Raw genomic sequence first — 20864 nt, forward strand, 5'->3', positions numbered from 1 at the left:
TAGAGCAATTCCAGCAAAAGTGCGCAGCGGTTTTGCGTCCGGGATTGCGTAAGACAGGACTTGATAGGGATGGCCGGGCGAAAACCCGGCCATCCCGTATTCTCGAAAATTGACCGGCGAACTACTGGATGCTGAACGGGAAATATTTTGCGTTGATCATATCGTAGGTTCCGTCCGCCTTGATGCTCTTCAGCGCTTCGTTCAGGCGCGTCAGACGCTCCTTGTCATCCAGGCGCAGCGCGATACCGGCACCCTCACCGAAGTATGTGACGTCGACCAGATCCGGCCCTTTGAACTCGCAGCAACTTCCTGCCTTGGTGTTGGCAATCCAGTCATAGATGGCGAGTTTATCCTCGAGGATAATGTCGACGTTGCCATCCGCCAGACCCTTGTACAATTCGGGCGAAGACCGAAAAATCGTCTTTTTCATCTCCGGATAGAGATGGTTGGCAAAGGATTCCTGGGCTGTCGACGATGTCACCCCAAGTTTTTTGTCTCTGAGGGCGGCGGGGCTGATGTCGTTGATCGACGAGTCCTTGCGAACGATGAACACCGACGGGCTGTTGTAGTATTTTTCAGTGAAGGCAACCTTTTGACGCCGCTCGAGGCTCATCGACATGGATGAGATGATCGCGTCATATTTGTCGGCAACGAGATTGGGAATGATGTCGTCCCACTTCTCGATGATGAATTGGCATTCGAACTTGCCGACCTCGCACAGCGCATTGGCAATATCGATATCGAAGCCCTGAAGCTTGTTATTTGCATCGAGATAGTTGAAGGGCGGAAACGCACCTTCGACGGCAATTCTCATCGGCGTGCGATCTTGCGCAGCCACCTCGAGCGGCGAGACCGCCAAAAGGATGCCGATCCCGCCCGCCATCAGCGCTCCGCGCACTATAGTCTGAATGGATATGCGCAACATCGTCGGGAGCTCCTTAGGGCATAGTCGATCTCGCGCCATAGTGGCTCACAGCTTTTAATTCTACGTGAACGCTTCTTTGTTAGCGTCGACGAATGCGCCCGCGTCGTGGTGTTCAGGGGTCTACGCTTGCACATCGTTCTTCCTTCCAGCTCCAACACGTTTCAGCAATCCTGGATCGCTTCGGGAAGAATTCTGTTTCTTATTGCCGTTAGCGGGCTTGGAGCGATCGGACTTGTCGTGCTTTCGGCGCTCTGGGCAGGAACCGAGAGCGACGCTGCAGCCCTTGATCGACAGCGCCAGCTTGTGAATGCCCGCCTGCGCGAACAGGTCGATCAAGTCGCGCATGTTATCGGCCAGTTCGGCAATGGTTACCTCGCACGTGTCTATCCTGCCGCCCTGCCGACCGAAGGCTCCTCCAGCCTCGATGCCGTTTTGACGGCGGCAGCCGGGAGTGCGATCAGCCAGACGGCGATGTCTGCGTTCGGCTACGATCAGGCCTTTGTCGTCGACGAAAAGGCTCAACTGCTCATGCTGGCGGACGCCCAAACGGAGAAGCGGTACCGCTGGATGAAGCCTCTCTTTTTGCCTCTCCTTAAGGATGCCCGCTTTGGCGTCAGGCGAAGCACGGCTTTGAACGAACGAACGCCATCCTCAATGGAAGCCCGCCTTGCCAACGCCGCGCGTTCCAACCGTGCTCTGGCCAATCTGATGCGGTTGGAGGGCCGGCCGACCATCGTGGGCGTCGTCGCCATTAACGAGACTGGCGGGGGACAGCAGCAGCCGATGCGGCAATTCTTGATCGTCGTGCGCTTTATCGATGGTGCGGCGCTGGACGAATTGAGCCGGGAGCAGGGCCTCAACGGCGCGCGCTTCGCGCGCACGGCCGATGCAGACGAAAACGAGGTTGCGTTCCAGATCGACGCCACGGCAAACGGCGAACCGATCGGCTTCATCGTATGGCGGCCCGATCTTCCAGGTTCGAGGGTGATCGGCCGATTGATGCCGGCGCTTTCGATTGCCGCCTTGGTGATCGCGATCCTGTTCTCGGTCTTGCTGGTGCGCCTGCGAAGCAGTCTCGGCGAGCTGAAGAGAAGCGAGCTGCATGCAAGGCAGCTTGCCTTGCATGATGTGCTGACCGATCTTCCCAACCGCGCTTTGTTCGCGATGAGGTTCGACGAGTGCCTTGCCGAGACGCAGAATTCGACAGAACGCTCGGCAGTCGCGCTTCTCGACCTCGACCGCTTCAAAGCGGTGAACGACACGTTCGGCCATGCCGCCGGCGATGAACTCATCAGGATGGCTGCGGAGCGGATCCGCTCCCAGCTTCGTCCGGGCGACACCCTTGCCCGGCTCGGAGGGGACGAATTCGCCCTGCTTCTCCGGGACATCAAAGATCATGACCATGTTTTGCCGGCAATATGCGAAGCGATCGTTGCCGAACTCGGCAAACCCTTCCCGCTTTTGAGGGGCGAGGCGGTCGCGCGCGTCGGCGGCTCGATCGGCGTGACAGTCGTGCCGGATGCCGGGCGGAATGCCGATGACATCATGCGCTACGCCGACGTCGCGCTGTACGAGGCAAAGATGGGGGGCAGGGGCCAGTGGCGTCTCTATTCACCGTCCATGGATGGCGGCAGAAATGCGCGCGACATTCTCAAGAACGAATTGCGGGAAGTTCTGGCCAAAGACACGGCCTCATCCGCCGACGGTCCGCAATCCGATCCGATTGTGAACAGGCCGGACTTCGGATCGCTCGAGGTCTATTACCAAACGGTGCATCGCGCTGAGGCAGGATACGCGGCGTCGGGCGCGGAGGCCTTGGTGCGCTGGCGTCACAGCCAGCGCGGGCTCTTGACGCCTGCCAGCTTCATCCCTGTCGCCGAGGAGGGCGGCCTCATCGACGCTCTCGGTTTCTGGGTCTTGCGCGAAGCCTGCAGAGCCGCCTGCAAATGGCCGGAAGACACATTCGTTGCGGTCAATGTGTCTCCCGCCCAGTTGAGAAGACCAAATTTCGCCGAGGAAGTCTTCGCCGTGCTTGAGGAGAGCGGCCTGCAGCCGTCCCGGCTTGAGCTCGAGCTCACCGAGTCCTCGCTCATCGAAGACAACTCGGACGTTTATACGGTGCTGAAGTCGCTGCGCAGCCGGGGTGTTCAGGTTTCGCTGGATGATTTCGGAACCGGCTTTTCATGCCTCAGCCATCTGGTGCGCTTCGATATCGACCGCATCAAGATCGATCGTTCGTTCGTCTCACAGCTCGGCACCAAAGCCAACGGGGCGGCAATCATCGGTGCCATCGTCGCGCTCAGCCGCAACCTCGGTATCTCGACGACGGCTGAAGGGGTCGAAACCGAATATCAACGCGACTTTCTGGCCGCCCTCGGCTGCACCGACCTCCAAGGCTACTTCTTCTCCAAACCCGTTCCTCTTGGCGACCTTGACAGTTTCCGGAAAGTTGAGAGTGCCACTGGGTTACTCACGACCGCCCGAGGCGCCGTCGCGTGAGAGGCTTCGGATCTTCCGTAGGTTAGAGAAACTTTCGCCCCGCGTCGCGGTTGACGCCCGAAGACCGGATGGAGGATCTGATGGGCGAGGTTGGAGAGTGGCGGCACCTTTGCGTCGACATGCAGCGGATGTTTGCCGAAGACACGCCGTGGCACGTTCCCTGGATGGCACGGATCTCTCCCCAGATCGAAGAGCTGGCCGGGCGGCATCCGTCCCGAACGATCTTTACCCGCTTCCTGCCACCCGAGCGTGCGGATGACATGCCGGGGAAATGGCGGGATTATTACCGGAAATGGTGGATGATGACGGGCGAACATCTGCCGCGCGGCCTCATCGATCTCTCTTCATCGCTGGCATCGCTGGTTCCGCCGGCAAGGCATTTCGACAAACGCACCTATTCCCCTTGGATCGACGGCCGCCTTCATCCGATCCTTCAGTCGGAGCGGGTCGATACGCTTGTGATAACGGGCGGTGAAACGGATGTCTGCGTGCTTGCCACGACGCTCGGCGCGATCGATCTCGCCTATCGTGTCATCGTCCTAAGAGACGCCGTGTGCAGCGGCGCCGACGATACGCATGACGCGTCACTGGAACTTCTGCACGATCGGTTTTCCGTGCAGCTCGAACTCATGGAAACCGAGGAATTTTTGAGGGGCGTTGGTTAGAGCCTGGTGTGGCGATGCAGCCTTCGCAGCAATACTGCTCATCGCCACGAATGACATGGAGATGACCGAGAGGTCGGCCTTAGCGTTTGCCGATCGATGGACTAAACACCATGAGGCTCAGAATCTCAAAGAGCACCTGTGCAGCGGCGTGCGCCGTGTTGGTCGTTGCGTCATATTGCGGGGCAACTTCGACGACATCACCACCGACCAGGTTTATCCCTTTCAGCCCGCGTATCAGTTCAAGGACTTCACGCGTGGTCAATCCACCGACCTCGGGCGTGCCCGTGCCGGGCGCAAAGCTCGGATCGAGGCTGTCGACATCGAAGGAAAGATAGGTCGGGCCGTCGCCGACGATGGATTTTGCCTTGGTAATGACGGCAGGAATCCCCATTCCGCTGATGTCCTCTGCGTGGATCACGGTCATTCCCGAGGCATAGGAGAATTCCCACAAATATTCCGCCGAACCACGGATGCCAATCTGGATCGTCCGTGTCGGATCGAGCACGCCATCCAGCACCGCATTGCGGAACGGCCCGCCGTGATGAAACTTCGTCTGATCGAAAGCACCGCTTGTATCGCAATGAGCATCAATATGAATGAGGCCGACCGGCTGCTGCCGACCGATGGCCTTCAAAATCGGGTGGCTGATGGAATGATCGCCTCCGACGGAGAGCGGGGCAACGCCGGCATCGACGATCTGGCCGATGCGCTTTTCGATGTCGTCATGGCTGAGTTCCAGCCGGTAACGGCTTTGGAACTGGATATCGCCGATATCGGCGACCCGAAGATCGAAGACCGGCGCCGTGGCGAGAACGTGATTGTAGGGGCCGATCCTTTCGATGGCGCGAAGTGCTCTCGGTCCGAAACGCGAGCCTGGACGATTGGTGACGCCAAGATCCATGGGGATCCCGGTAATCGCAACCTGGAGATTGCCGAAGTCCGGATCATCGGCAGCGACCTGCATGTAAGGCGCGCTGAGGAGGGTCGGCACTCCGGCATAGGGCGCCAGTCTCGTGCCGCTCTTGGAGATGATCTTCTCCGCCACCTTCCGAAACTTCTCATCGGATATCTCGCCGCCATTGGCGTCTGCAAATTCTGCGCGCAGCTGTTCGAGCCGCGTTTTGTCCCACACCATGCGCCGTGTCTCCGCTTCAGGTCCGTCTCGCCAGACAAAGAGGTTGAGAAAGCAATTGGTATCGTTGTAGCAATCGGTATCAAAGAGAAATCGACATGATCGCTGCAAAACCCAATACCCTCGTTGCCCGCCTCTCTGCTCCGCCCATTCCTTCCGTCGTCGCCTGGAGCCGCGAATATAAAGGAGAAAAAGGACCGCTCATCGACCTCTCGCAAGCCGTTCCCGGCTATCCCGCGCATCCGGAGATGCTGCGGCTTCTGGGCGAAGCGGCTGGGCAACAGGCCATGACGGGTTACGGGCCGATCGAAGGTGAACCTTTATTGCGCAAGGCCTACGCGGCTCATCTTGCCGAGCTTTACGGCGCCGACCTTTCCGCCGGTAATATCCACATTACCGCCGGCTGCAATCAGGCGTTCATGTGTACGGCGATCGCGCTTGCGGGCGCGGGCGATACGGTGGCACTGACCAATCCCTTCTATTTCAACTACGACACGACGCTATCGATGCTTGGGATCGAGCGCCGGTTGGTCGATTGCGACCCCGCCAGCGGCTTTCTTCCCGATCCGGGTTCAGCCGAGGCTGCCCTTGCCGCCGGCGCGAAGATGCTTGCCGTCGTCACACCCAACAATCCCACCGGGGCCGTGTATCCGCCGAGCCTGCTGCATGAGCTTTTTGTGCTCTGCCGGAAATATGGCGCCTGGCTGATCCTCGATGAAACCTATCGCGATTTCCTTGGCGAGGATGACGGAAGGCCGCACTCTCTTTTCTCCGAGCCGGGCTGGGAGGACACGCTCGTTCTTCTCTACAGCTTCTCGAAATCCTTCTGCATTCCCGGTCATCGACTTGGTGCAATCACGGCAGGGCCTAAACTCATCGCCGAAATCGCCAAGGTGATGGACAATATGCAAATCTGCGCGCCGCGGTCGGCTCAGATCGCCGTTGCATCGGCGATCCCGGCACTCGCCGATTGGCGGGCCGGTAATCGGCTGGAGATTGCTCGCCGGGCGGACGCTTTGAGGTTGGTCTTTTCCGGGCTGCCGGATTGGGAGATCGGAGCGATCGGCGCCTATTTCGCTTTTGTCCGCCATCCCCACGCCGATAAATCGTCTTCCGAGGTTGCCGAAAAACTCGCCAAGGAATCCGGCATCGTTTGTCTACCCGGCGCTTATTTCGGCGAGGGCCAAGAGCGATACCTCAGACTTGCCTTTGCCAATGCTGATGTCGCCTCGATTGGGCTATTGTCCGAGCGCCTTCGCTAGACCGTTTTGGTCAACCTCCGCCGGAAGTTCATGAAAGCCGCCGCGCCAGTAAACCAGCGGCCCTATGCCCTGCCGGACTTCCATTGCGCAGACATGTCCGACCAAAACGGCATGGGAATTGTAGTGGAATGCGGTTTCGAGCTTGCAGTCCAGGACCGTCAGGGCGTTTTCAAGGACCGCCGCGCCGGTCTTGAGGCGATACCACCCCGCACCGCTGTAGCGTTCGGCGCCCTTTCGTCCGTCAAGACCGGCAAAGGATTGCGCCACCTGCTGCTGGTCGGCGGCGAGCACGTTGACACAGAAGCAGCCGTACCGCTGGAGCGCCGGCCACGAGGAAGACGCTCGGTTGACGCTGACGATGACGGACGGCAGCTCTGCCGAAAGCGAGGAGACCGACGTTGCCGTGAAGCCGGTGCGGTGTTGCCCATCGCCGACCGTAATCACGCTGACGGCACCCGCCAGATGACGCATCGAAAGCTTGAAGTCGGCTTCGCTGATCAAAGCCTCGACACTCATCGGGCGTGCTCTTTCGTTTTGGCAAAGCGGTTGACAGGCATTGAAAGACCCAGGTTTTCGCGCAAGGTCTTGCCCTCGTATTCCTCGCGGAACAGTCCGCGACGTCGAAGCTCGGGCAGAACAAGCCGCACGAAGTCGTCGAGGCTGGACGGCAAGGTCGGAAACATCAGGATGAAGCCGTCGGCGGCGCGCGTCTCGAACCATTCCTCCATGAAGTCGGCAATCTGGGCCGGCGTGCCTGTCATGCCATTTCCGGTATGCTTCTCGGCATAGTGCCGGATGAGTTCGCCGACGGTGCGGCCGCTTCTGACGAAGTCGACCAGCTCGTCGAACAAGGCACGTGATCCCTTTGGCGCCGCCGGCAGCCGATCCATGGGGAAGGGCTTGTCGAGAGCGACATCGCGCAGGTCCGCCTCGAGGAATTCGGAGAGCATCAGCCGACCGACATCCGGATGCATCTTATCGATCAGATAATCCACCTTCGCCTTTGCCTCGGCTTCGGTTTCACCGACGTTGATCACGATGCCCGGCATGATTTTCAGGTCGTCCGGATCGCGCCCATGGGCCGGCATCCGGCGCTTGACGTTTTCGTAAAAGGCCCGGTTCCGTTCGATATTCGATGCGAGGCTGAAGACGATCTCGGCCGTGCGCGCCGCCATGTCCATTCCGGGTTCCGAACCGCCCGCCTGGGCGATGACCGGGCGGCCCTGGGGCGTTCGCGCGATGTTGAGGGGACCGCGAACCTGGAAGTGCTTGCCTTTGTGATTGAGCGTGTGGTGCTTGTCCTTGTCATAGTAGACACCGTTTTCACGGTCGAGAAGCAGTGCGCCTTCCTCGAAGCTGTCCCAAAGGCCGAACACGACGTCGACGAACTCGTTGCCGCGCTCGTAACGCAACGCATGCGGGTCGAGCCCTTCGCGATTGAAGTTGTAGCCGGTTTCGTCGTGGTCTGACGTGACGACATTCCAGCAGACGCGGCCGTTGCTCAGATGGTCGATCGAGGCGAACAGGCGCGCGACATTGTATGGCTCGTAATAACTCGTCGAGACCGTCGCCACGAGACCGAGATCGTTGGTGGTGACCGCGAGAGCCGAAAGCAGCGAGAGGGGTTCGAAGCGGTTCATCTTGGTCGGGATGCGGGCAAGCGCTTTCGGATCGCCGACGGCAGCGGCAGGAGAATCCGCCATGAACATGAAATCGAATTTGGCCGCCTCGGATCGTTTGGCAACATCGAGCAGATGAGCGAAGTCGTTGGCGCCGTTGACGTCGCTTGCCGGATGCAGCCAGGAGGCAGGATGAAAGCCGAACGTATAGACGAAAGTCCCGAGTTTCATCTTGTCAGTTCGCGCCATCGAGCTCTCCTGCTATGTCAGCCACGCCGCCAACGGTGGAGGGCGACTGCGCAAATTATCGCCAGGCGCAAATTTTCATCAATATCGCGCAGCTAGGTTCCGTTTTAGTTTTTCTAAAGTATCGGCTTAGGCGCGGACGCCAGGGCCTGCTGACGGGAAATAGCGACGAGCCAATCGCGGAATTCGCGCCCGTGGGGCTTCTGCAAGGCCGCCCGATCCCAGGCGAGAAAATAGCTTTCGCGCAGTGCAATGCGCAGGTCGACGGGAATGACGAGCGTTTGCGCCTCGAGCTCATCCGATATCATCGACATTTGTGCGAGCACGACGCCGCGCTTGTTAACGGCCGCGTCAATAGCACTGCTCGACAGGGTGAAGGAAAGGCCTGGCGTTGACGCGTCGAAGGAGACACCGGCCTTGGCGGCAAACTCCGCCCAGCTGGGGTAGGGGGTGAAGTGCCGTTCCCACTCGACATGGAGGAGGGGCTGTTCGAAGAGATCGCGAACCGCATGCGCGCGATCCTGCATCAGCGCCGGCGAACAGGCAGGCACCACCCAATCGCGAAACAGTTCGGTATAATGTTCGTGCTGCAGCACGTCCGACCCGTAGCTCACGCGGAAATCGATATCGTCGAAGCCGATGCGGGGCTCTCTGTCGCGTCCGATGATCCTCACCTGCACGTCGGGATGAAGCGCCTGCCAGTCGAAGATGCGCCTGCCGATCCATTTGTTGACGACGGAGGAAAGCGCACTGAGAACCAATGCTGTCTCATTGCGCGCCTTTTCCAGCAATTGCCCGGCGAGCGCGAATTGCTCAAATCCCTTCGATATCTCCTGGTGGTAGAGCCGGCCCCAGGCAGTCAGCTCGACGGTTCGTCCGCTACGCTCGAGAAGCGAAACGCCAAGGAAGCTTTCGATTTTGTGAACCTGCTGGCTGATTGCTCCCGGCGAAACGTTGAGTTCCAGTGCCGCGGCCGTCACGCCGCCGCAGCGCCCCACCGCCTCGAAGGCCTGCAAGCCCTTCAGCGGGATCGTCTTGAAGCGCTCATCGGTCACTTGCGGAGCCTCTCGTGATTGGCGTCGAACTCAATTTGCTGCCGGATGAAACGTCCCCGCAAACTGGAACCGGTCGCCTGGATGGGTAAACTCGACATATGTCACCGTGCGGCCGTTCTGCCAGGTCTGGCGGATGAGGCTAAGGCAGGCCTCGCCCCTCTCCGTCTGCAGGATTCGGGCCGTCACGGTATCGACCGAGACGGCACGAATGACATGTTTGGCTTTGGACCAGGGCACCTGCTCAAGCAGCCATTTGCCGGGCGGAATTGAAGCAAAGCTCTCCTCTCTCGCCCGTGGCACAGCATCGAGCATGATGATCCGTCGCTCGATGGCATTCGGTCTGCCGTCGACGATATGCAGGCATTGAAGCCTGAGGACCTCTGCGTCGGCAGGCTCCGACAGCTGCTGCGCCTCCGCCTCTCCAAGGCGCTCGATCTTGCGGGCGAGGATTTCGAAGCGGTGCTCGTGCCCGGCCAGTTCCGCTTCGGTGCTGATATCCTGGATATCCATCACCGTGCGGTCGATCTGGGGCGATGCGACGAACGAACCGGTCTTGCGCCGTCTGACGATCATGCCACGCTCGGCCAGCGCCGACAGCGCCTTGCTGACCGTCATGCGCGAGCATCGATATTCCGCTACCAGTTCGTGCTCGACGGGAATACGGTCACCCGGCCGCCAATCACCGCTGATGATCTTCGTTTCGATATCCGTGAAAATGCGCTGATAAATCGACACCAAGCCCGTACCTCATCCGGCGTCAGCGACCATGAATCCGCAACGGTCATGCCAGCGAGATCGACGCCATCCGGCACAAATTTTGCGTTCCTCGTCTTTTACATTGACACTCTAGGCCAGCCTATATCTATTTGTATAGTCAAAAGCGGAGCACAGAAGTCCGCGCAGAGGAAATCGAAGTCGGGAACCAAAACTCCTCCGCCGGGGGAATAAAAACTGGAGAGATGATCATGAAGGCACATTCACTGCTGAAGGGTCTGGTCGGCGCTGCGTTCCTGCTCGGAGCAGCCGTTTCCGCCCATGCAGCCGACACGCTGGCAGCCGTCAAGGCAGCCGGCACCCTCAAGGTTGGCACCGAAACGGCTTTCGCACCGTTCGACTATATCGATGCCGGTGAACACACCGGCCTGAACGTCGACCTCTTTGCGGAGATCGGCAAGGAACTCGGCGTCAAGATCGAGTGGGTAGCTCTTCCCTGGGATGGTGTCTTCCCGGCGCTCGAGGCCGGCAAGTTCGATGTCGTCGCGGGTCCTGCAACGATCACCAAGAAGCGCTTGGAGCGCTATCGCTTCACGCCGCCGATCGCCGAAGCGACGATTGCGATCCTGAAGAAGGCTGGCGATGCGACGATCAGCAAGCCGGAAGATATTGCCGGCAAGAAGATCGGCGTCGGCAAGGCAACTGCCCAGCTCGACCAGCTGAAGGAATTCTCCGAGACGCTGCCGACCAAGGTCGACGTGCGCGAATATCCGGCCTTTACCGAATCCTACGCCGATCTCGCAGCCGGGCGCATTGCCGGCGTTGCCAACTCGCTGCCGAATATCGCCTTCGTCGCCAGCCAGCGAAAGGGCACGTTCGAAGTCGTCCTGCCGCCATTCGGCAAGAAGTCCTACTTCGGCTTCATCGGTCTCAAGGATGCCGATCACGCCCCGCTGATGGATGCGATCGATGCCGCGATGCTCAAGATCAAGGCAGATGGACGCATGGCTGAGCTGCAGAAGAAGTGGTTCGGTGCATCTTTTGATACGCCCGATGCTGTCAAGGACCCGGCATTCTGATTAGCTGCCGGTGAAACGAACGCGCCCCGCCAGTGGTCGGGGCGCAATCTGCCGTGGCATCAGAGTTCACGGCCGCAGCGCCCAGGCTAACACCGCCCATGTCCATCAAGCTTTTCGAACTGCTTCTGCAAGCCGCGATCTACACGGTGACGATCAGCGTGGTTTCTATCCTGATCGGCTTTGCGATCGCCGTCATTGTTTCCGCCATGCTGCTGTCGCGGCAACGGCTCCTCGCGCTGCAGGCGCGGATTTTCATCAGTTTCTTTCGCGGCGTGCCGCTGCTGGTGCAACTGCTGCTGATCTATAACCTGCTGCCGGCGATCGGCCTCAACGTGCCCAGCATCGTTGCGGCCATCATTGGTCTTTCGCTATGTACTGCAGCCTATCAGGCTGAAAATCTGCGCGGCGGTTTTTCCAGCGTTCCCGCAGGCCTTGTCGAGTCTGCCGAAATGGTCGGCATGACACCCGTTCAGGTCTTCCGCCGTATCAAGGCGCCGATCGCCCTGCGCCTGACCTTTCCGGCGCTCGTCAACGAAGCGATCCTTATCCTGAAGGCGTCTTCGCTGGTCTCGGTCGTCGGGGTCATCGAGTTGACGCGCATGGCCCAGGACCTTGCCGGCAGCACCTTCCTGCCGCTCGAGATTTTCGCTTCCGCCGGCCTGATCTATCTCGTCATCAATTGGATCGTTGCCCTTGCGGGCGGCCTGATCGAACGCTCCCTGCCAGGAGTGCCGCGATGACCTTCGACATCAATGTGATCTTCAGCAACTTGCCGGAAATCCTCAGCGGTGCATGGGTCACCATCGTCATCTGGATCATCACCACCCCGGCCGCTGCCGTGCTCGGCTTCCTTATCGCCGTCGCCAGACGTTTTGGCGGCGTCATGCTGGACAAGGCGTTCGGCATTGTCATCGCGGTGCTCCGCGGCACGCCGTTCCTGATTCAGATATTCCTCGTCTACTACGGCGGGCCATTCGTCGGATTATCGCTCGATCCGATCCCGGCAGGCGTCATCGGCCTTTCCATCTACGGCGCGGCTTATTTCAGTGAGATATTCCGCTCGGGCTTTGCTGCCGTCCCGAAGGGACATATCGAGGCCGGGATATGCGTTGGCCTGACACAAGGGCAGATCATCCGACGCATATTGCTGCCGGAAATGACCATGCTGGTGTTGCCGCCTTCGGTCAACATGACGATCATCCTGATGAAGGAGACGGCCGTGCTGTCTATCATTACCGTGCCGGAATTGACGGCGACGCTCAGCGCCATCGGCTCGCAGCAATATGCTTTCGTCGAGGCGCTCTTCGTGCTCGCCCTGTTCTACTGGGCGTTGGTCGAAATCACCGGTTGGCTCGGTCATCTCGCCGAAACGAAACTCACCAGATTCAGGTTTTTCAACATATGAGCGTTCCTGCGATCGCAGTCAAAAATCTCGTCAAGACCTTCGGCGGCTCCACCGTGCTGCACGGCATCGACCTCGATATCGTTCAGGGGCAGGTTTCCTGCGTCATCGGCCCGTCGGGTTCCGGCAAGAGTACGCTGCTGCGCTGCATGGCCTTTCTGGAAGAATCGACTAAGGGGACGATTACCGTCAACGGCGAGGTGCTTGGCTTTGCGGAAAACGCCAAGGGCGTCCGGGAGCGAGTGCCGGCGGTGGTGAACCGGCAAATTCGATCGCAGATCGGCATGGTTTTTCAGCAGTTCAATCTCTGGCCGCATATGACGGCGCTCGGCAATGTCAGCGAGGCGCTGAAGACCGTTCACAAGATGAGCCGCAAGGATGCAGAGGAGCGGGCCATGGCCCAGCTCGTCAAGGTCGGCCTCGAGGGCAGGGCAGGGCACTATCCGTCGCAGCTCTCGGGAGGGCAACAGCAGCGCGTCGCCATCGCCCGGGCGCTAGCCCTCAACCCGAAGATCATGCTCTTTGACGAGCCGACCTCGTCACTCGATCCCGAGCTGACCGGCGAAGTGCTCAACGTCATGCGCGATCTTGCAGCCGAGGGCATGACGATGGTCGTCGTCTCCCACGAGATCGGATTTGCCGCAACGGTCGGCCAGCAGATCGTCTTTCTCGATCACGGCAAGGTGCTGTTCACCGGCCCGCCGCAGGACGTCTTCAAACGACCGAGAAACCCCCGGCTCGAGCAATTTCTGGATACCTATATCGATCGTGGAGCCTCGATGCTGCTGTGAAGCTCATGTCCTTCCGGATCGTCGGGCCGATCTCCAAGGCGGGTGCCGGGTTCAGGCAGTTTCCTCTTCGAGTATTTTCACGGGCCGGTCCCACTGGATGAGCACGATACAGCCAGTCTCGCTCCAGACCGAGTGTTCGCTTCCCGGCGCGTTGACGATATAACTGCCGCTGATGTAATCGCCCGTCTCGTCGGATTGAACGCCATCGAGCACCAGGATGGTTTCGAGCCCCTCGTGGCGATGGCGGGGAACAGAGGCGCCGGGCTCATATTTCAACAGCGCCACGCCCGGCTGATCGCCCTCGAAAGGGCGGATCCAGTGAATGGTGACCGCATCGCGGAAAGGGCCGAATTCCAGCTCCTGCCAGCCGCCTGACGTCAGGCGTTCGCGGGTCGTTTCAGGCATGAGCGATGCTTTCCAGAATGTCGTCGACATGGGCGGTCCAGCCGACGATCGCGCCCTGGGCGCGGATCATGGCGATGGCGGCGGCTTTGAATTCGGGGAAATAACTTTCCGTCGCCTCCTCGGCGAGCAGGCATTCATAGCCGCGGTCGTTTGCTTCGCGCATCGTCGTCTGCACGCAGACTTCGGTGGTGACGCCGGCAAAGACGAGCTGCTTGATGCCCTTCTGCTGCAGCACGGTGCCGAGCTCGGTCGCGTAGAAGGCGCCCTTGCCGGGTTTTTCGATGACGATTTCGCCCTTCACAGGAGCGAGTTCCGGAAGAATTGCCGTGCCGGGTTCGCCCGAGATCAGAATGCGGCCCATCGGGCCTTCGTCGCCGATCCTGAGCGCAGGATTGCCACGATCGCGTTTGGCCGGCGGCAGGTCGGAAAGATCCGGCCGGTGGCACTCCATCGTATGGATGACAGGCAGGCCGGCATTGCGGAAGCCCTGGATCAGGCGTTTGACGTCGGGCACGATCCTGGTGATGCGGCTGACGTCATTGCCGAGGCTGGCGCCGAAGCCGCCGGGCTCGGCGAAATCACGCTGCATGTCGATGACGATGAGGGCGAGCTCATCGTGCTTCACCGGAAAGGCGAAAGGCTCTGCCTTGATCTCCATCATCAGTGATGTCCCGCCATGTGGGCGCCGATCACGCCGATATCGGCCGAACGCGCCGGTGTCTCATAAACCAGCCTGCCTTCCGAAATGACCATGATGCGGTCGGACATCTCGAGCAGTTCGTCGAGGTCTTCGGAGAGCAGCAGCACGGCAGCGCCCGAATTGCGGGCCTTCATGATCCGGGCGCGGATTTCCGCCACCGCGGAGAAGTCCAGCCCAAAACAGGGATTGGAGACGATCAGCAGATCTACCTCGCCCGTCAGTTCGCGGGCGAGCACCGCCCGCTGTACGTTGCCGCCCGAAAGTGCTGCGATCGGCGAGGAGGAAGAGGCCGTCTTGACCTTGAAGTCGGAGATCAATGCCGACGCACGCTTCTTCATGCTGCCCTTGTTCAGCCAGATCGCGTCCTTGCCGTCCAGCTTCACGTCGAAGGTGCGGAACGCAAGGTTCTCGCTCACGGTCATCTTGGGCGCGCAGGCATTCTGCAACGGCTCTTCGGGGATGAAACGCACCCTGTTCTTGCGGGTCTCGTCACGGGTGGCGCCGTAAGTCTCGCCATTGACCATGACCTCGCCGCTATCGGTCGGGCGCTGGCCGGCCAGGATTTCCGTCAGCTCCTTCTGGCCGTTGCCGGATATGCCGGCGATGCCGACGATCTCGCCGGAGCGAACCGTCAGCGCGTCGATCTCGATCATCTTCAGGCCGGAGCGATCCGGAGCTTTCACCTGGGTTACAGTGAGCACGGATTTGGCCGCTTCCGCCACCGGCAGACGGCTGTCGAGCTCGGCGAGCTTGACGTCGCCGATCATCATCCCCGCCATCTCGGCGGTGGAGAGCTCGCCGACCTTACCGGTGCCGACCAGCTTGCCGCGCCGCAGGATCGAGACGGCGTCGGCGAACTTCGTCACCTCGTGGAACTTGTGGGAGATCATCAGCACCGTGAGCTCGCCGCGCTCGGTCATCCCGCGGACAATACCGAGCATCTCATCGGCTTCGGCCGGCGTCAGCACCGAGGTCGGCTCGTCGAGCACCAGGAAGGAGCGGCCGAGATAGAGCTGCTTGACGATTTCGAGCTTCTGTTTTTCGCCGGCAGCAAGCTCGCTCACCGGCCTGTCGAGCGGGATCTTGAACGGCATGCGCTCCATGAAACCCGCCAGATCCCTGCGCTCCCTGGCCCAGTTGATCACCGCGGGCACTTCGGTGCGGCTGATGACCAGGTTTTCCGCGCCGGTGAGCGAGGGAACCAGTGTGAAATGCTGGTAGACCATGCCGAGCCCATAGGCCGCGGCATCCTTGGGTGAGGCAACCGCCACCTCGCGGCCATCGACCGACAGCGAGCCTGACGTGGCGTGATAGAAGCCCATGATGCATTTGACGAGCGTCGACTTGCCGGCGCCGTTTTCGCCGAGAAGCGTGTGAAAAGACCCGGCCGGAACGGCGATCGAGACGTTGTCGAGCGCGGTGAAGCTGCCGAAACGCATGGTCATATCGAGCGTCTCGATGCCGACGGCCTTGCCGGCTTGCGGAAGGGGCGTGTCGCGGACTGTGCTCACTTCATTGCTCCTTTTCGACGATGATGGCGACGGGACCACCGCCGGGCGGACCCTGGTGTTCGGCGCCGCCGGACACATAGAGATCGGTAATGCCGAAGATGCCGGCGAGAACGCCGCCGACGAAGGCACGGGCATGGCGGGTGCCTGCAATATCCGAGTCATCGAGCATCGTGTGGCGCCTGCCGCCGATCCTGCCGGACGGGTCCGGCTCGGCCTTGGCGAGAACCGCCGCCAGCCGGCTGTTTTCCGGCAGGCGTTCGCGGGCTTTCCTAACGGAATGCGCGTCGATCGCATCCCGCATGACCGCGTGGTCGATCGACAGCGGACCGGACCATTTTGCGCTCATGCCGAGGACGATGATTTCGTGATCGGTGAGTTCGACCCCGGACGAGGTTGAGGCGCAGCGGGAAAAGAGATCGAAACGTGTGCAGATGTCGGCATCGTTGATCGATGTCGCATCTATCTCGCCGAGTGCCACGGCGACGCCGAGAGCCGAAGCGCCGCGCGAGAGGCCCATGGATTTCAGCGTGTCGTGGGTTGCGACCGCCCTGCCTGCTGCCTCGGCCTCGGCAATCCGGCGCGAGGTGAGCAGCGGACACTTGATCTGCACGAAATGGACATCGGCGGGATCATCGATGCCAGCATCCCTCATCGCGGACTTCACGCCTTCGGCAACGAGCAGGATCTGTTCCCGGCGCCCGAGATGTTCGGGGGGCAGCGCGGGGGTACGCGACACACCAATGGCCAGCGCCCGTTCGCCCGGGGTTTCTACTGTTTCACGCGCAAAAACCGTCCAATGCGGCGAGAGCGCCCCCTCGGTGCCGCCGGACATGATGATCGAGACGCCGTCGACGCCATATCTACTGAACAATGTCTCGAAGCTGCGGGTGGCATAACCGCGGGTAAAATCATTGACGCAGCCGTTGCCTTCCGTCTTGCCGAGAACGGCGACGACGTCGTTCGCCTGAAGGCCGCTGGCAAAGAGCGCCTCGACGCCGGCAACGTCATCGGGGCCGTCGGCTGGCACGCGAAAGACATGGGCACGCAATGACGGCATCAGGGTAGCGCCTCGACTAGAGCCGCGGAATTGGAGACCGAGCCGAAGACGCCGCCCTGCATCTTCACCATCTTGATGGCGGCGAGGTGGTTTCCGTAGTCGGTCGCACCACAGCAGTCTTCCAGCAGCAGGCATTCGTAGCCGCGGTCGTTTGCCTCGCGCATCGTCGTCGAGACGCAGACATCGGTGGTGATTCCGGTGAGGATAATGTTCTCGATGCGCTTCTGGCTAAGGATGAGTTCGAGGTCGGTGGCGCAGAACGAACCCTTGCCGGGCTTGTCGATGATCGTCTCGCCTTCGATCGGGTAGAGTTCGGGTATGATGTCCCAGCCGGGTTCGCCACGCGTCAGGATACGGCCGCAGGGGCCGGGATCGCCGATGCCGGCGCCGATGCGCTGCGAGCGCCAGCGTTTGTTGGCCGGCAGATCGGCGAGGTCGGGGCGGTGGCCCTCGCGGGTGTGGATGATGTGGTAGCCCTTGGCCCGCATGGCGGCCAGCACACGTTTGATCGGTTCGATCGGCGCCTGCACCAGCGACAGGTCGTAGCCCATGTGGTCGACATAGCCGCCCTTGCCGCAGAAGTCGGTCTGCATGTCGATGATGATGAGGGCGGTGTTATCAGGCCGCAGAGCGCCGTTATAGGGCCACGGATACGGATCGGCGTCGATAAAATGCCCCTTGGTGTCGACCATCGCGTCCATCATTCTCTCTCCTATTCCGCGGCAGGTTTGAGGGGTTCGCCGTAACGGCGCATCGGCTTGTCAAATCCGCAGGACGTGCCGTCTTTGACCTTTACCTCGTCTTCCCATGGCAGGCGGTATTTGCCGGCGACAAGGTCGTGCATGTAGGTGTAGGGCGCATCCTGCGCGCCGCCGGCGACGGCGACATAGCCGCGATGGCCGAACTGGTAGATATTGTTCTCCACCCCCCAGCCGAGCCGGGCCTCGCGCACCAGATCGGGACGCACCTCGGCGGTGATGATCTCGTTGACGCGGCCGGAGGTGCCGTGGGCGATGATCGTGCCGTCGAAATTGCAGATCATGCCTTCACCCATGGAATCGAAGGTGCCGTCCGAGCCGCACATGCAGACATTCGCGGTAACCATCAGGTTGCAGAAGGCGTTGGCCTGATTGGTGAAGCGCCAGGCATCGCGGATCGGCGCCGTGTAGCCGGCGGTGCGGATCATGATTTCGGCGCCCTTATAGGCGCATTCGCGCGCCATCTCCGGGAACATGCCGTCATGGCAGATGATCAGCGCAAGCTTGGCGCCCCGCGGGCCCTCGATGACAGGGATGCCAAGATTGCCGGGCTCCCAGGGCTCGACGGGGATCCAGGGATGCATCTTGCGATAATAGAGCTTCAGCTCGCCCTGGTCGTCGATGACGATGCCGGAATTATAGGGCATGCCGCCGGGATTGAGCTCCATGATCGAGAAGCAGCCCCAGATCCGGTTGTCGCTGCAGGCCTGCTTGAACGCAGCGACCTCCGGCCCGTCGAGCGTGCACATGATCTCCGGATTGATGTCCATGGAGAGGCCATGCAGCGCGTATTCGGGAAAGATGACGAGGTCCATGCCCGGCTGGTTGCGCCGTGCCTTGGCCACCAGATCGACGATCACCTGCGTCTGCTTTGCCAAGTCCGCTTTGGTGACGGTCACCGGCAGCTGGAGCTGAACGAGGCCGATGCCGACGCCGTGTTCGGATTTGTTGAGACCACCAAGTCCGTTCATCGGAAAGCTCCGTTATTTCGTGAGCGACAGCGCACCCGGCGCACCGGCGAGCGAACGGGTGGGCGAGGAGGTGGCAATCAGGATGATGAGGGTGAGCACGTAAGGCGCGGCGTAAAAAAGGTAGTAGCCTTGTGTGACGCCGACCGATTGCAGCGCCGGGCCGAGCGCGCCGGCACCGCCGAAAAGCAGGGCGGCCAGGAAACAGCCGATCGGGTTCCATCGGGCGAAGATGACGAGGGCCACGGCCATCAGGCCCTGACCCGACGAGATGCCTTCGTTCCAGGAGCCCGGATAATAGAGCGAGAGATAGGCGCCGCCGATTGCCGCCAGCGAGCCGCCCACTGCCGTCGCCAGCAAGCGAACCCGGTCCGGGTGGATGCCCATGGCCCGGGCCGCGTCGGTGCTATCGCCGACAACGCGCAGGATCAGGCCGATCCTGGTATTCTTGAAGGCCCAGAACAGGAAGAGGGCAAGTGCCGCGCCGATGAAGAACAGCACGTTGATATTGAGCGCCGCCTGGATCTGCCGAGTGCTCGACCAGCCGCCGAGCGCGATCGAGGGCAGTTTCGGCGCCACCGGCTGGATGAAGGATTTGCCGAGGAAGAACGCCATGCCGAGACCGAACTGCATCATGGCAATGCCGATGGCGATGTCGTTGACCTTCGGGAACTTGCAGATCCAGCCGTGGATGAGGCCGAAGATCGCGCCCGCCACCATTGCGGCCAGCACGCCGAGGGTGGGCGAGCCAGTGATGACGGCCACCGCATAGGCCGTCATGGCGCCGAAGACCAGCGTGCCTTCCAGGCCGAGATTGATGCGGCCGGAGCGTTCGGTGATCGCCTCGCCAAGGCTGACGAAGATGAAGGGGGTGGAAACGCGGATGGCGCCTGCGAAGATCGCCAGCGGCACGCCCCAGATGCCGATGCCTGTCTCTTCCATCAGAGGCTCCTTTTCCAGAGGTCGGGATTGAAGATCTTGAAGCGGCCATAGAAGGTCTCGCAGAACAGAATGACGATGAAGAGCGTGCCCTGCAGCACCAGAACCGTCGCATCCGGCAGGCCCATGCGCCGCTGGATGAGGCCGCCCGAGGCGTCGATGCCGCCGAGCAGGATCGCCACTGGAATGATCGCCAGCGGATTGTGTCTGGCGAGGAAGGCGACGAGGATGCCGGTATAACCATAGCCGGCGGCAAGCGAGGCATTGGCGCTTCCCTGCACCGCCGCCACTTCGATCATGCCCGCCAGGCCGGCAAAACTGCCGGCAAGCGCGGTAAATCCGACGATCAGCTTTCCGACCGGCAGTCCCTGGATCTGGGCGGCGCGCACGTTGCCGCCGGCGATGCGGGCGGCAAAACCGTAGCTCGTGGCCTCGATCACGATCCAGGAGACCACACAGGCGAGGATGCCGATGACCAGGCCCCAATGCACGTCCATGCCGGGAATATTGCCGAGCATATATTCCGCCGGCAGCGGTCTGGTCGACGGCTTGTTGAGGCTTGCCGGATCGCGCAGCAACCCTTCGACGAACTGGTTCATCAGGGCAATGGCGATATAGGAGAGCAGCAGCGACGAGATGGTTTCGTTGACGCCGCGATAGTGGCGCAGGAAACCGGCAAGGCCGATCCAGATGCCACCGACCACCATGGCGGCGATCGCCATCAGAATGAGGGTGAGGAAGACGGGCGCGGTGCCGGCGAGCGGCAGAGCCATGGCTGCGGCGGCAACGCCGCCCAGCACGACCGCTCCTTCCCCGCCGATGATGACGAGGCCGAGACGGGCGGGCAGGGCGACGCAGAGTGCCGTCAGGAGAAGGGGTGCGGCACGACTTAAGCTGTTCTGCACCGAAAACCAGCTGCCGAAGCCGCCGGTGTACATCAGTTGGAAGAGGGTGGCCGGCGACTTGCCGACCGCCAGGATGAAGAGGGAGAAGAGCGCAAGACCGATCAGGATGGCCGCGAGGCCGATGACAACAGGCTCGGCCCGCCGCGCGATCCATTCGAGGACCGGGCGCAGGGAAGCCGGTTTTTCCACGATGGCTATTGCGGGATTATTGGCCTCGATGGTCATGGCGTTT

At 61.1% G+C, this 20864-nt stretch carries 21 protein-coding genes; 7 read left to right on the forward strand and 14 right to left on the reverse strand.

Annotated elements, in window-relative coordinates; all coding sequences use genetic code 11:
- Window positions 1–121 precede the first annotated feature (121 nt).
- Window positions 122–925, reverse strand: a complete 804-nt coding sequence (locus G9X67_RS26550; RefSeq protein WP_171600067.1) for a transporter substrate-binding domain-containing protein — start codon at window positions 923–925, stop codon at window positions 122–124.
- Window positions 926–1030: 105 nt separating this feature from the next.
- On the opposite strand from G9X67_RS26550, the gene G9X67_RS26555 reads away from it, so the two are divergent.
- Window positions 1031–3424, forward strand: coding sequence for an EAL domain-containing protein (locus G9X67_RS26555; protein WP_171600068.1), 2394 nt, complete (start codon window positions 1031–1033; stop codon window positions 3422–3424).
- A gap of 80 nt (window positions 3425–3504) precedes the next feature.
- Window positions 3505–4089, forward strand: coding sequence for a cysteine hydrolase (locus tag G9X67_RS26560; RefSeq protein WP_171600069.1), 585 nt, complete (start codon window positions 3505–3507; stop codon window positions 4087–4089).
- A gap of 79 nt (window positions 4090–4168) precedes the next feature.
- Here G9X67_RS26560 and speB read toward each other — a convergent pair whose 3' ends face one another.
- Window positions 4169–5224 carry an agmatinase gene (gene speB, locus G9X67_RS26565; RefSeq protein ID WP_171600070.1) on the reverse strand — a complete coding sequence of 352 codons (1056 nt, stop codon included), beginning with the start codon at window positions 5222–5224 and terminating at the stop codon, window positions 4169–4171.
- Between the two features lie 95 nt (window positions 5225–5319).
- On the opposite strand from speB, the gene G9X67_RS26570 reads away from it, so the two are divergent.
- Window positions 5320–6483, forward strand: coding sequence for an aminotransferase (locus G9X67_RS26570; protein WP_171600071.1), 1164 nt, complete (start codon window positions 5320–5322; stop codon window positions 6481–6483).
- Here the strand turns inward: G9X67_RS26570 and G9X67_RS26575 are convergent.
- The 4 genes from G9X67_RS26575 to G9X67_RS26590 all read right to left on the reverse strand — a co-directional run bounded on the left by G9X67_RS26575 (window position 6460) and on the right by G9X67_RS26590 (window position 10141).
- Entirely contained in the window at window positions 6460–6999 is a 540-nt protein-coding gene (locus G9X67_RS26575; RefSeq protein WP_171600072.1) for a flavin reductase family protein, read from the reverse strand. The genes G9X67_RS26570 and G9X67_RS26575 overlap by 24 nt on opposite strands.
- Window positions 6996–8351, reverse strand: coding sequence for an LLM class flavin-dependent oxidoreductase (locus G9X67_RS26580; protein WP_171600073.1), 1356 nt, complete (start codon window positions 8349–8351; stop codon window positions 6996–6998). The genes G9X67_RS26575 and G9X67_RS26580 overlap by 4 nt, the downstream gene beginning before the upstream one ends.
- 113 nt (window positions 8352–8464) lie before the next feature.
- Complete coding sequence (locus G9X67_RS26585; RefSeq protein WP_171600074.1) at window positions 8465–9403, reverse strand: LysR family transcriptional regulator; 939 nt, start codon at window positions 9401–9403, stop codon at window positions 8465–8467.
- A 30-nt stretch (window positions 9404–9433) separates the two neighbouring features.
- Window positions 9434–10141 (reverse strand): UTRA domain-containing protein, encoded by a 708-nt coding sequence (locus tag G9X67_RS26590; RefSeq protein ID WP_171600075.1) that lies wholly within the window; start codon window positions 10139–10141, stop codon window positions 9434–9436.
- A 227-nt stretch (window positions 10142–10368) separates the two neighbouring features.
- On the opposite strand from G9X67_RS26590, the gene G9X67_RS26595 reads away from it, so the two are divergent.
- From G9X67_RS26595 to G9X67_RS26610, 4 genes are all read left to right on the forward strand, one after another.
- Window positions 10369–11196, forward strand: coding sequence for a transporter substrate-binding domain-containing protein (locus tag G9X67_RS26595; protein WP_171600076.1), 828 nt, complete (start codon window positions 10369–10371; stop codon window positions 11194–11196).
- 98 nt (window positions 11197–11294) lie between these two features.
- Complete coding sequence (locus G9X67_RS26600) at window positions 11295–11936, forward strand: amino acid ABC transporter permease (RefSeq protein ID WP_171600077.1); 642 nt, start codon at window positions 11295–11297, stop codon at window positions 11934–11936.
- Window positions 11933–12601: an amino acid ABC transporter permease gene (locus G9X67_RS26605; RefSeq protein WP_138390106.1), complete on the forward strand. Its 669-nt coding sequence runs from the start codon at window positions 11933–11935 to the stop codon at window positions 12599–12601. Before G9X67_RS26600 ends, G9X67_RS26605 begins: the two co-directional genes overlap by 4 nt.
- Window positions 12598–13389, forward strand: a complete 792-nt coding sequence (locus G9X67_RS26610) for an amino acid ABC transporter ATP-binding protein (protein WP_171600078.1) — start codon at window positions 12598–12600, stop codon at window positions 13387–13389. Before G9X67_RS26605 ends, G9X67_RS26610 begins: the two co-directional genes overlap by 4 nt.
- Before the next feature lie 51 nt (window positions 13390–13440).
- On the opposite strand, the gene G9X67_RS26615 is transcribed toward G9X67_RS26610, so the two are convergent.
- The 8 genes from G9X67_RS26615 to G9X67_RS26650 are packed head-to-tail and all read right to left on the reverse strand — an operon-like array spanning window position 13441 to window position 20857.
- Window positions 13441–13794, reverse strand: a complete 354-nt coding sequence (locus G9X67_RS26615; RefSeq protein WP_171600079.1) for a cupin domain-containing protein — start codon at window positions 13792–13794, stop codon at window positions 13441–13443.
- Complete coding sequence (locus tag G9X67_RS26620; protein ID WP_171600080.1) at window positions 13787–14455, reverse strand: cysteine hydrolase; 669 nt, start codon at window positions 14453–14455, stop codon at window positions 13787–13789. The genes G9X67_RS26615 and G9X67_RS26620 overlap by 8 nt, the downstream gene beginning before the upstream one ends.
- Window positions 14455–16005, reverse strand: coding sequence for an ATP-binding cassette domain-containing protein (locus tag G9X67_RS26625; RefSeq protein ID WP_171600081.1), 1551 nt, complete (start codon window positions 16003–16005; stop codon window positions 14455–14457). The genes G9X67_RS26620 and G9X67_RS26625 overlap by 1 nt, the downstream gene beginning before the upstream one ends.
- A gap of 1 nt (window position 16006) precedes the next feature.
- Entirely contained in the window at window positions 16007–17062 is a 1056-nt protein-coding gene (gene atzD, locus G9X67_RS26630; protein WP_171600082.1) for a cyanuric acid amidohydrolase, read from the reverse strand.
- Window positions 17062–17763, reverse strand: a complete 702-nt coding sequence (locus G9X67_RS26635) for an isochorismatase family cysteine hydrolase (RefSeq protein WP_171600097.1) — start codon at window positions 17761–17763, stop codon at window positions 17062–17064. The genes atzD and G9X67_RS26635 overlap by 1 nt, the downstream gene beginning before the upstream one ends.
- An 11-nt stretch (window positions 17764–17774) precedes the next feature.
- Complete coding sequence (locus tag G9X67_RS26640) at window positions 17775–18791, reverse strand: formamidase (protein WP_171600083.1); 1017 nt, start codon at window positions 18789–18791, stop codon at window positions 17775–17777.
- Window positions 18792–18803: 12 nt separating this feature from the next.
- Window positions 18804–19730 carry an ABC transporter permease gene (locus G9X67_RS26645; RefSeq protein WP_171600084.1) on the reverse strand — a complete coding sequence of 309 codons (927 nt, stop codon included), beginning with the start codon at window positions 19728–19730 and terminating at the stop codon, window positions 18804–18806.
- Complete coding sequence (locus tag G9X67_RS26650; RefSeq protein ID WP_171600085.1) at window positions 19730–20857, reverse strand: ABC transporter permease; 1128 nt, start codon at window positions 20855–20857, stop codon at window positions 19730–19732. Before G9X67_RS26650 ends, G9X67_RS26645 begins: the two co-directional genes overlap by 1 nt.
- Window positions 20858–20864 lie beyond the last annotated feature (7 nt).

The organism is Rhizobium sp. WYCCWR 11152, assembly GCF_013087615.1.
GTDB lineage: Bacteria > Pseudomonadota > Alphaproteobacteria > Rhizobiales > Rhizobiaceae > Rhizobium > Rhizobium indicum.

Bases quoted from the DNA above. Each gene is read 5' to 3' on its own strand.
- G9X67_RS26550 (WP_171600067.1), bottom strand. From the start codon at position 925: ATGTTGCGCATATCCATTCAGACTATAGTGCGCGGAGCGCTGATGGCG.
- G9X67_RS26560 (WP_171600069.1), top strand. From the start codon at position 3,505: ATGGGCGAGGTTGGAGAGTGGCGGCACCTTTGCGTCGACATGCAGCGG.
- speB (WP_171600070.1), bottom strand. From the start codon at position 5,224: ATGGTGTGGGACAAAACGCGGCTCGAACAGCTGCGCGCAGAATTTGCA.
- G9X67_RS26570 (WP_171600071.1), top strand. From the start codon at position 5,320: ATGATCGCTGCAAAACCCAATACCCTCGTTGCCCGCCTCTCTGCTCCG.
- G9X67_RS26575 (WP_171600072.1), bottom strand. From the start codon at position 6,999: ATGAGTGTCGAGGCTTTGATCAGCGAAGCCGACTTCAAGCTTTCGATG.
- G9X67_RS26580 (WP_171600073.1), bottom strand. From the start codon at position 8,351: ATGGCGCGAACTGACAAGATGAAACTCGGGACTTTCGTCTATACGTTC.
- G9X67_RS26595 (WP_171600076.1), top strand. From the start codon at position 10,369: ATGAAGGCACATTCACTGCTGAAGGGTCTGGTCGGCGCTGCGTTCCTG.
- G9X67_RS26600 (WP_171600077.1), top strand. From the start codon at position 11,295: ATGTCCATCAAGCTTTTCGAACTGCTTCTGCAAGCCGCGATCTACACG.
- G9X67_RS26605 (WP_138390106.1), top strand. From the start codon at position 11,933: ATGACCTTCGACATCAATGTGATCTTCAGCAACTTGCCGGAAATCCTC.
- G9X67_RS26610 (WP_171600078.1), top strand. From the start codon at position 12,598: ATGAGCGTTCCTGCGATCGCAGTCAAAAATCTCGTCAAGACCTTCGGC.
- G9X67_RS26615 (WP_171600079.1), bottom strand. From the start codon at position 13,794: ATGCCTGAAACGACCCGCGAACGCCTGACGTCAGGCGGCTGGCAGGAG.
- G9X67_RS26620 (WP_171600080.1), bottom strand. From the start codon at position 14,455: ATGATGGAGATCAAGGCAGAGCCTTTCGCCTTTCCGGTGAAGCACGAT.
- atzD (WP_171600082.1), bottom strand. From the start codon at position 17,062: ATGCCGTCATTGCGTGCCCATGTCTTTCGCGTGCCAGCCGACGGCCCC.
- G9X67_RS26635 (WP_171600097.1), bottom strand. From the start codon at position 17,763: ATGGACGCGATGGTCGACACCAAGGGGCATTTTATCGACGCCGATCCG.
- G9X67_RS26640 (WP_171600083.1), bottom strand. From the start codon at position 18,791: ATGAACGGACTTGGTGGTCTCAACAAATCCGAACACGGCGTCGGCATC.
- G9X67_RS26645 (WP_171600084.1), bottom strand. From the start codon at position 19,730: ATGGAAGAGACAGGCATCGGCATCTGGGGCGTGCCGCTGGCGATCTTC.
- G9X67_RS26650 (WP_171600085.1), bottom strand. From the start codon at position 20,857: ATGACCATCGAGGCCAATAATCCCGCAATAGCCATCGTGGAAAAACCG.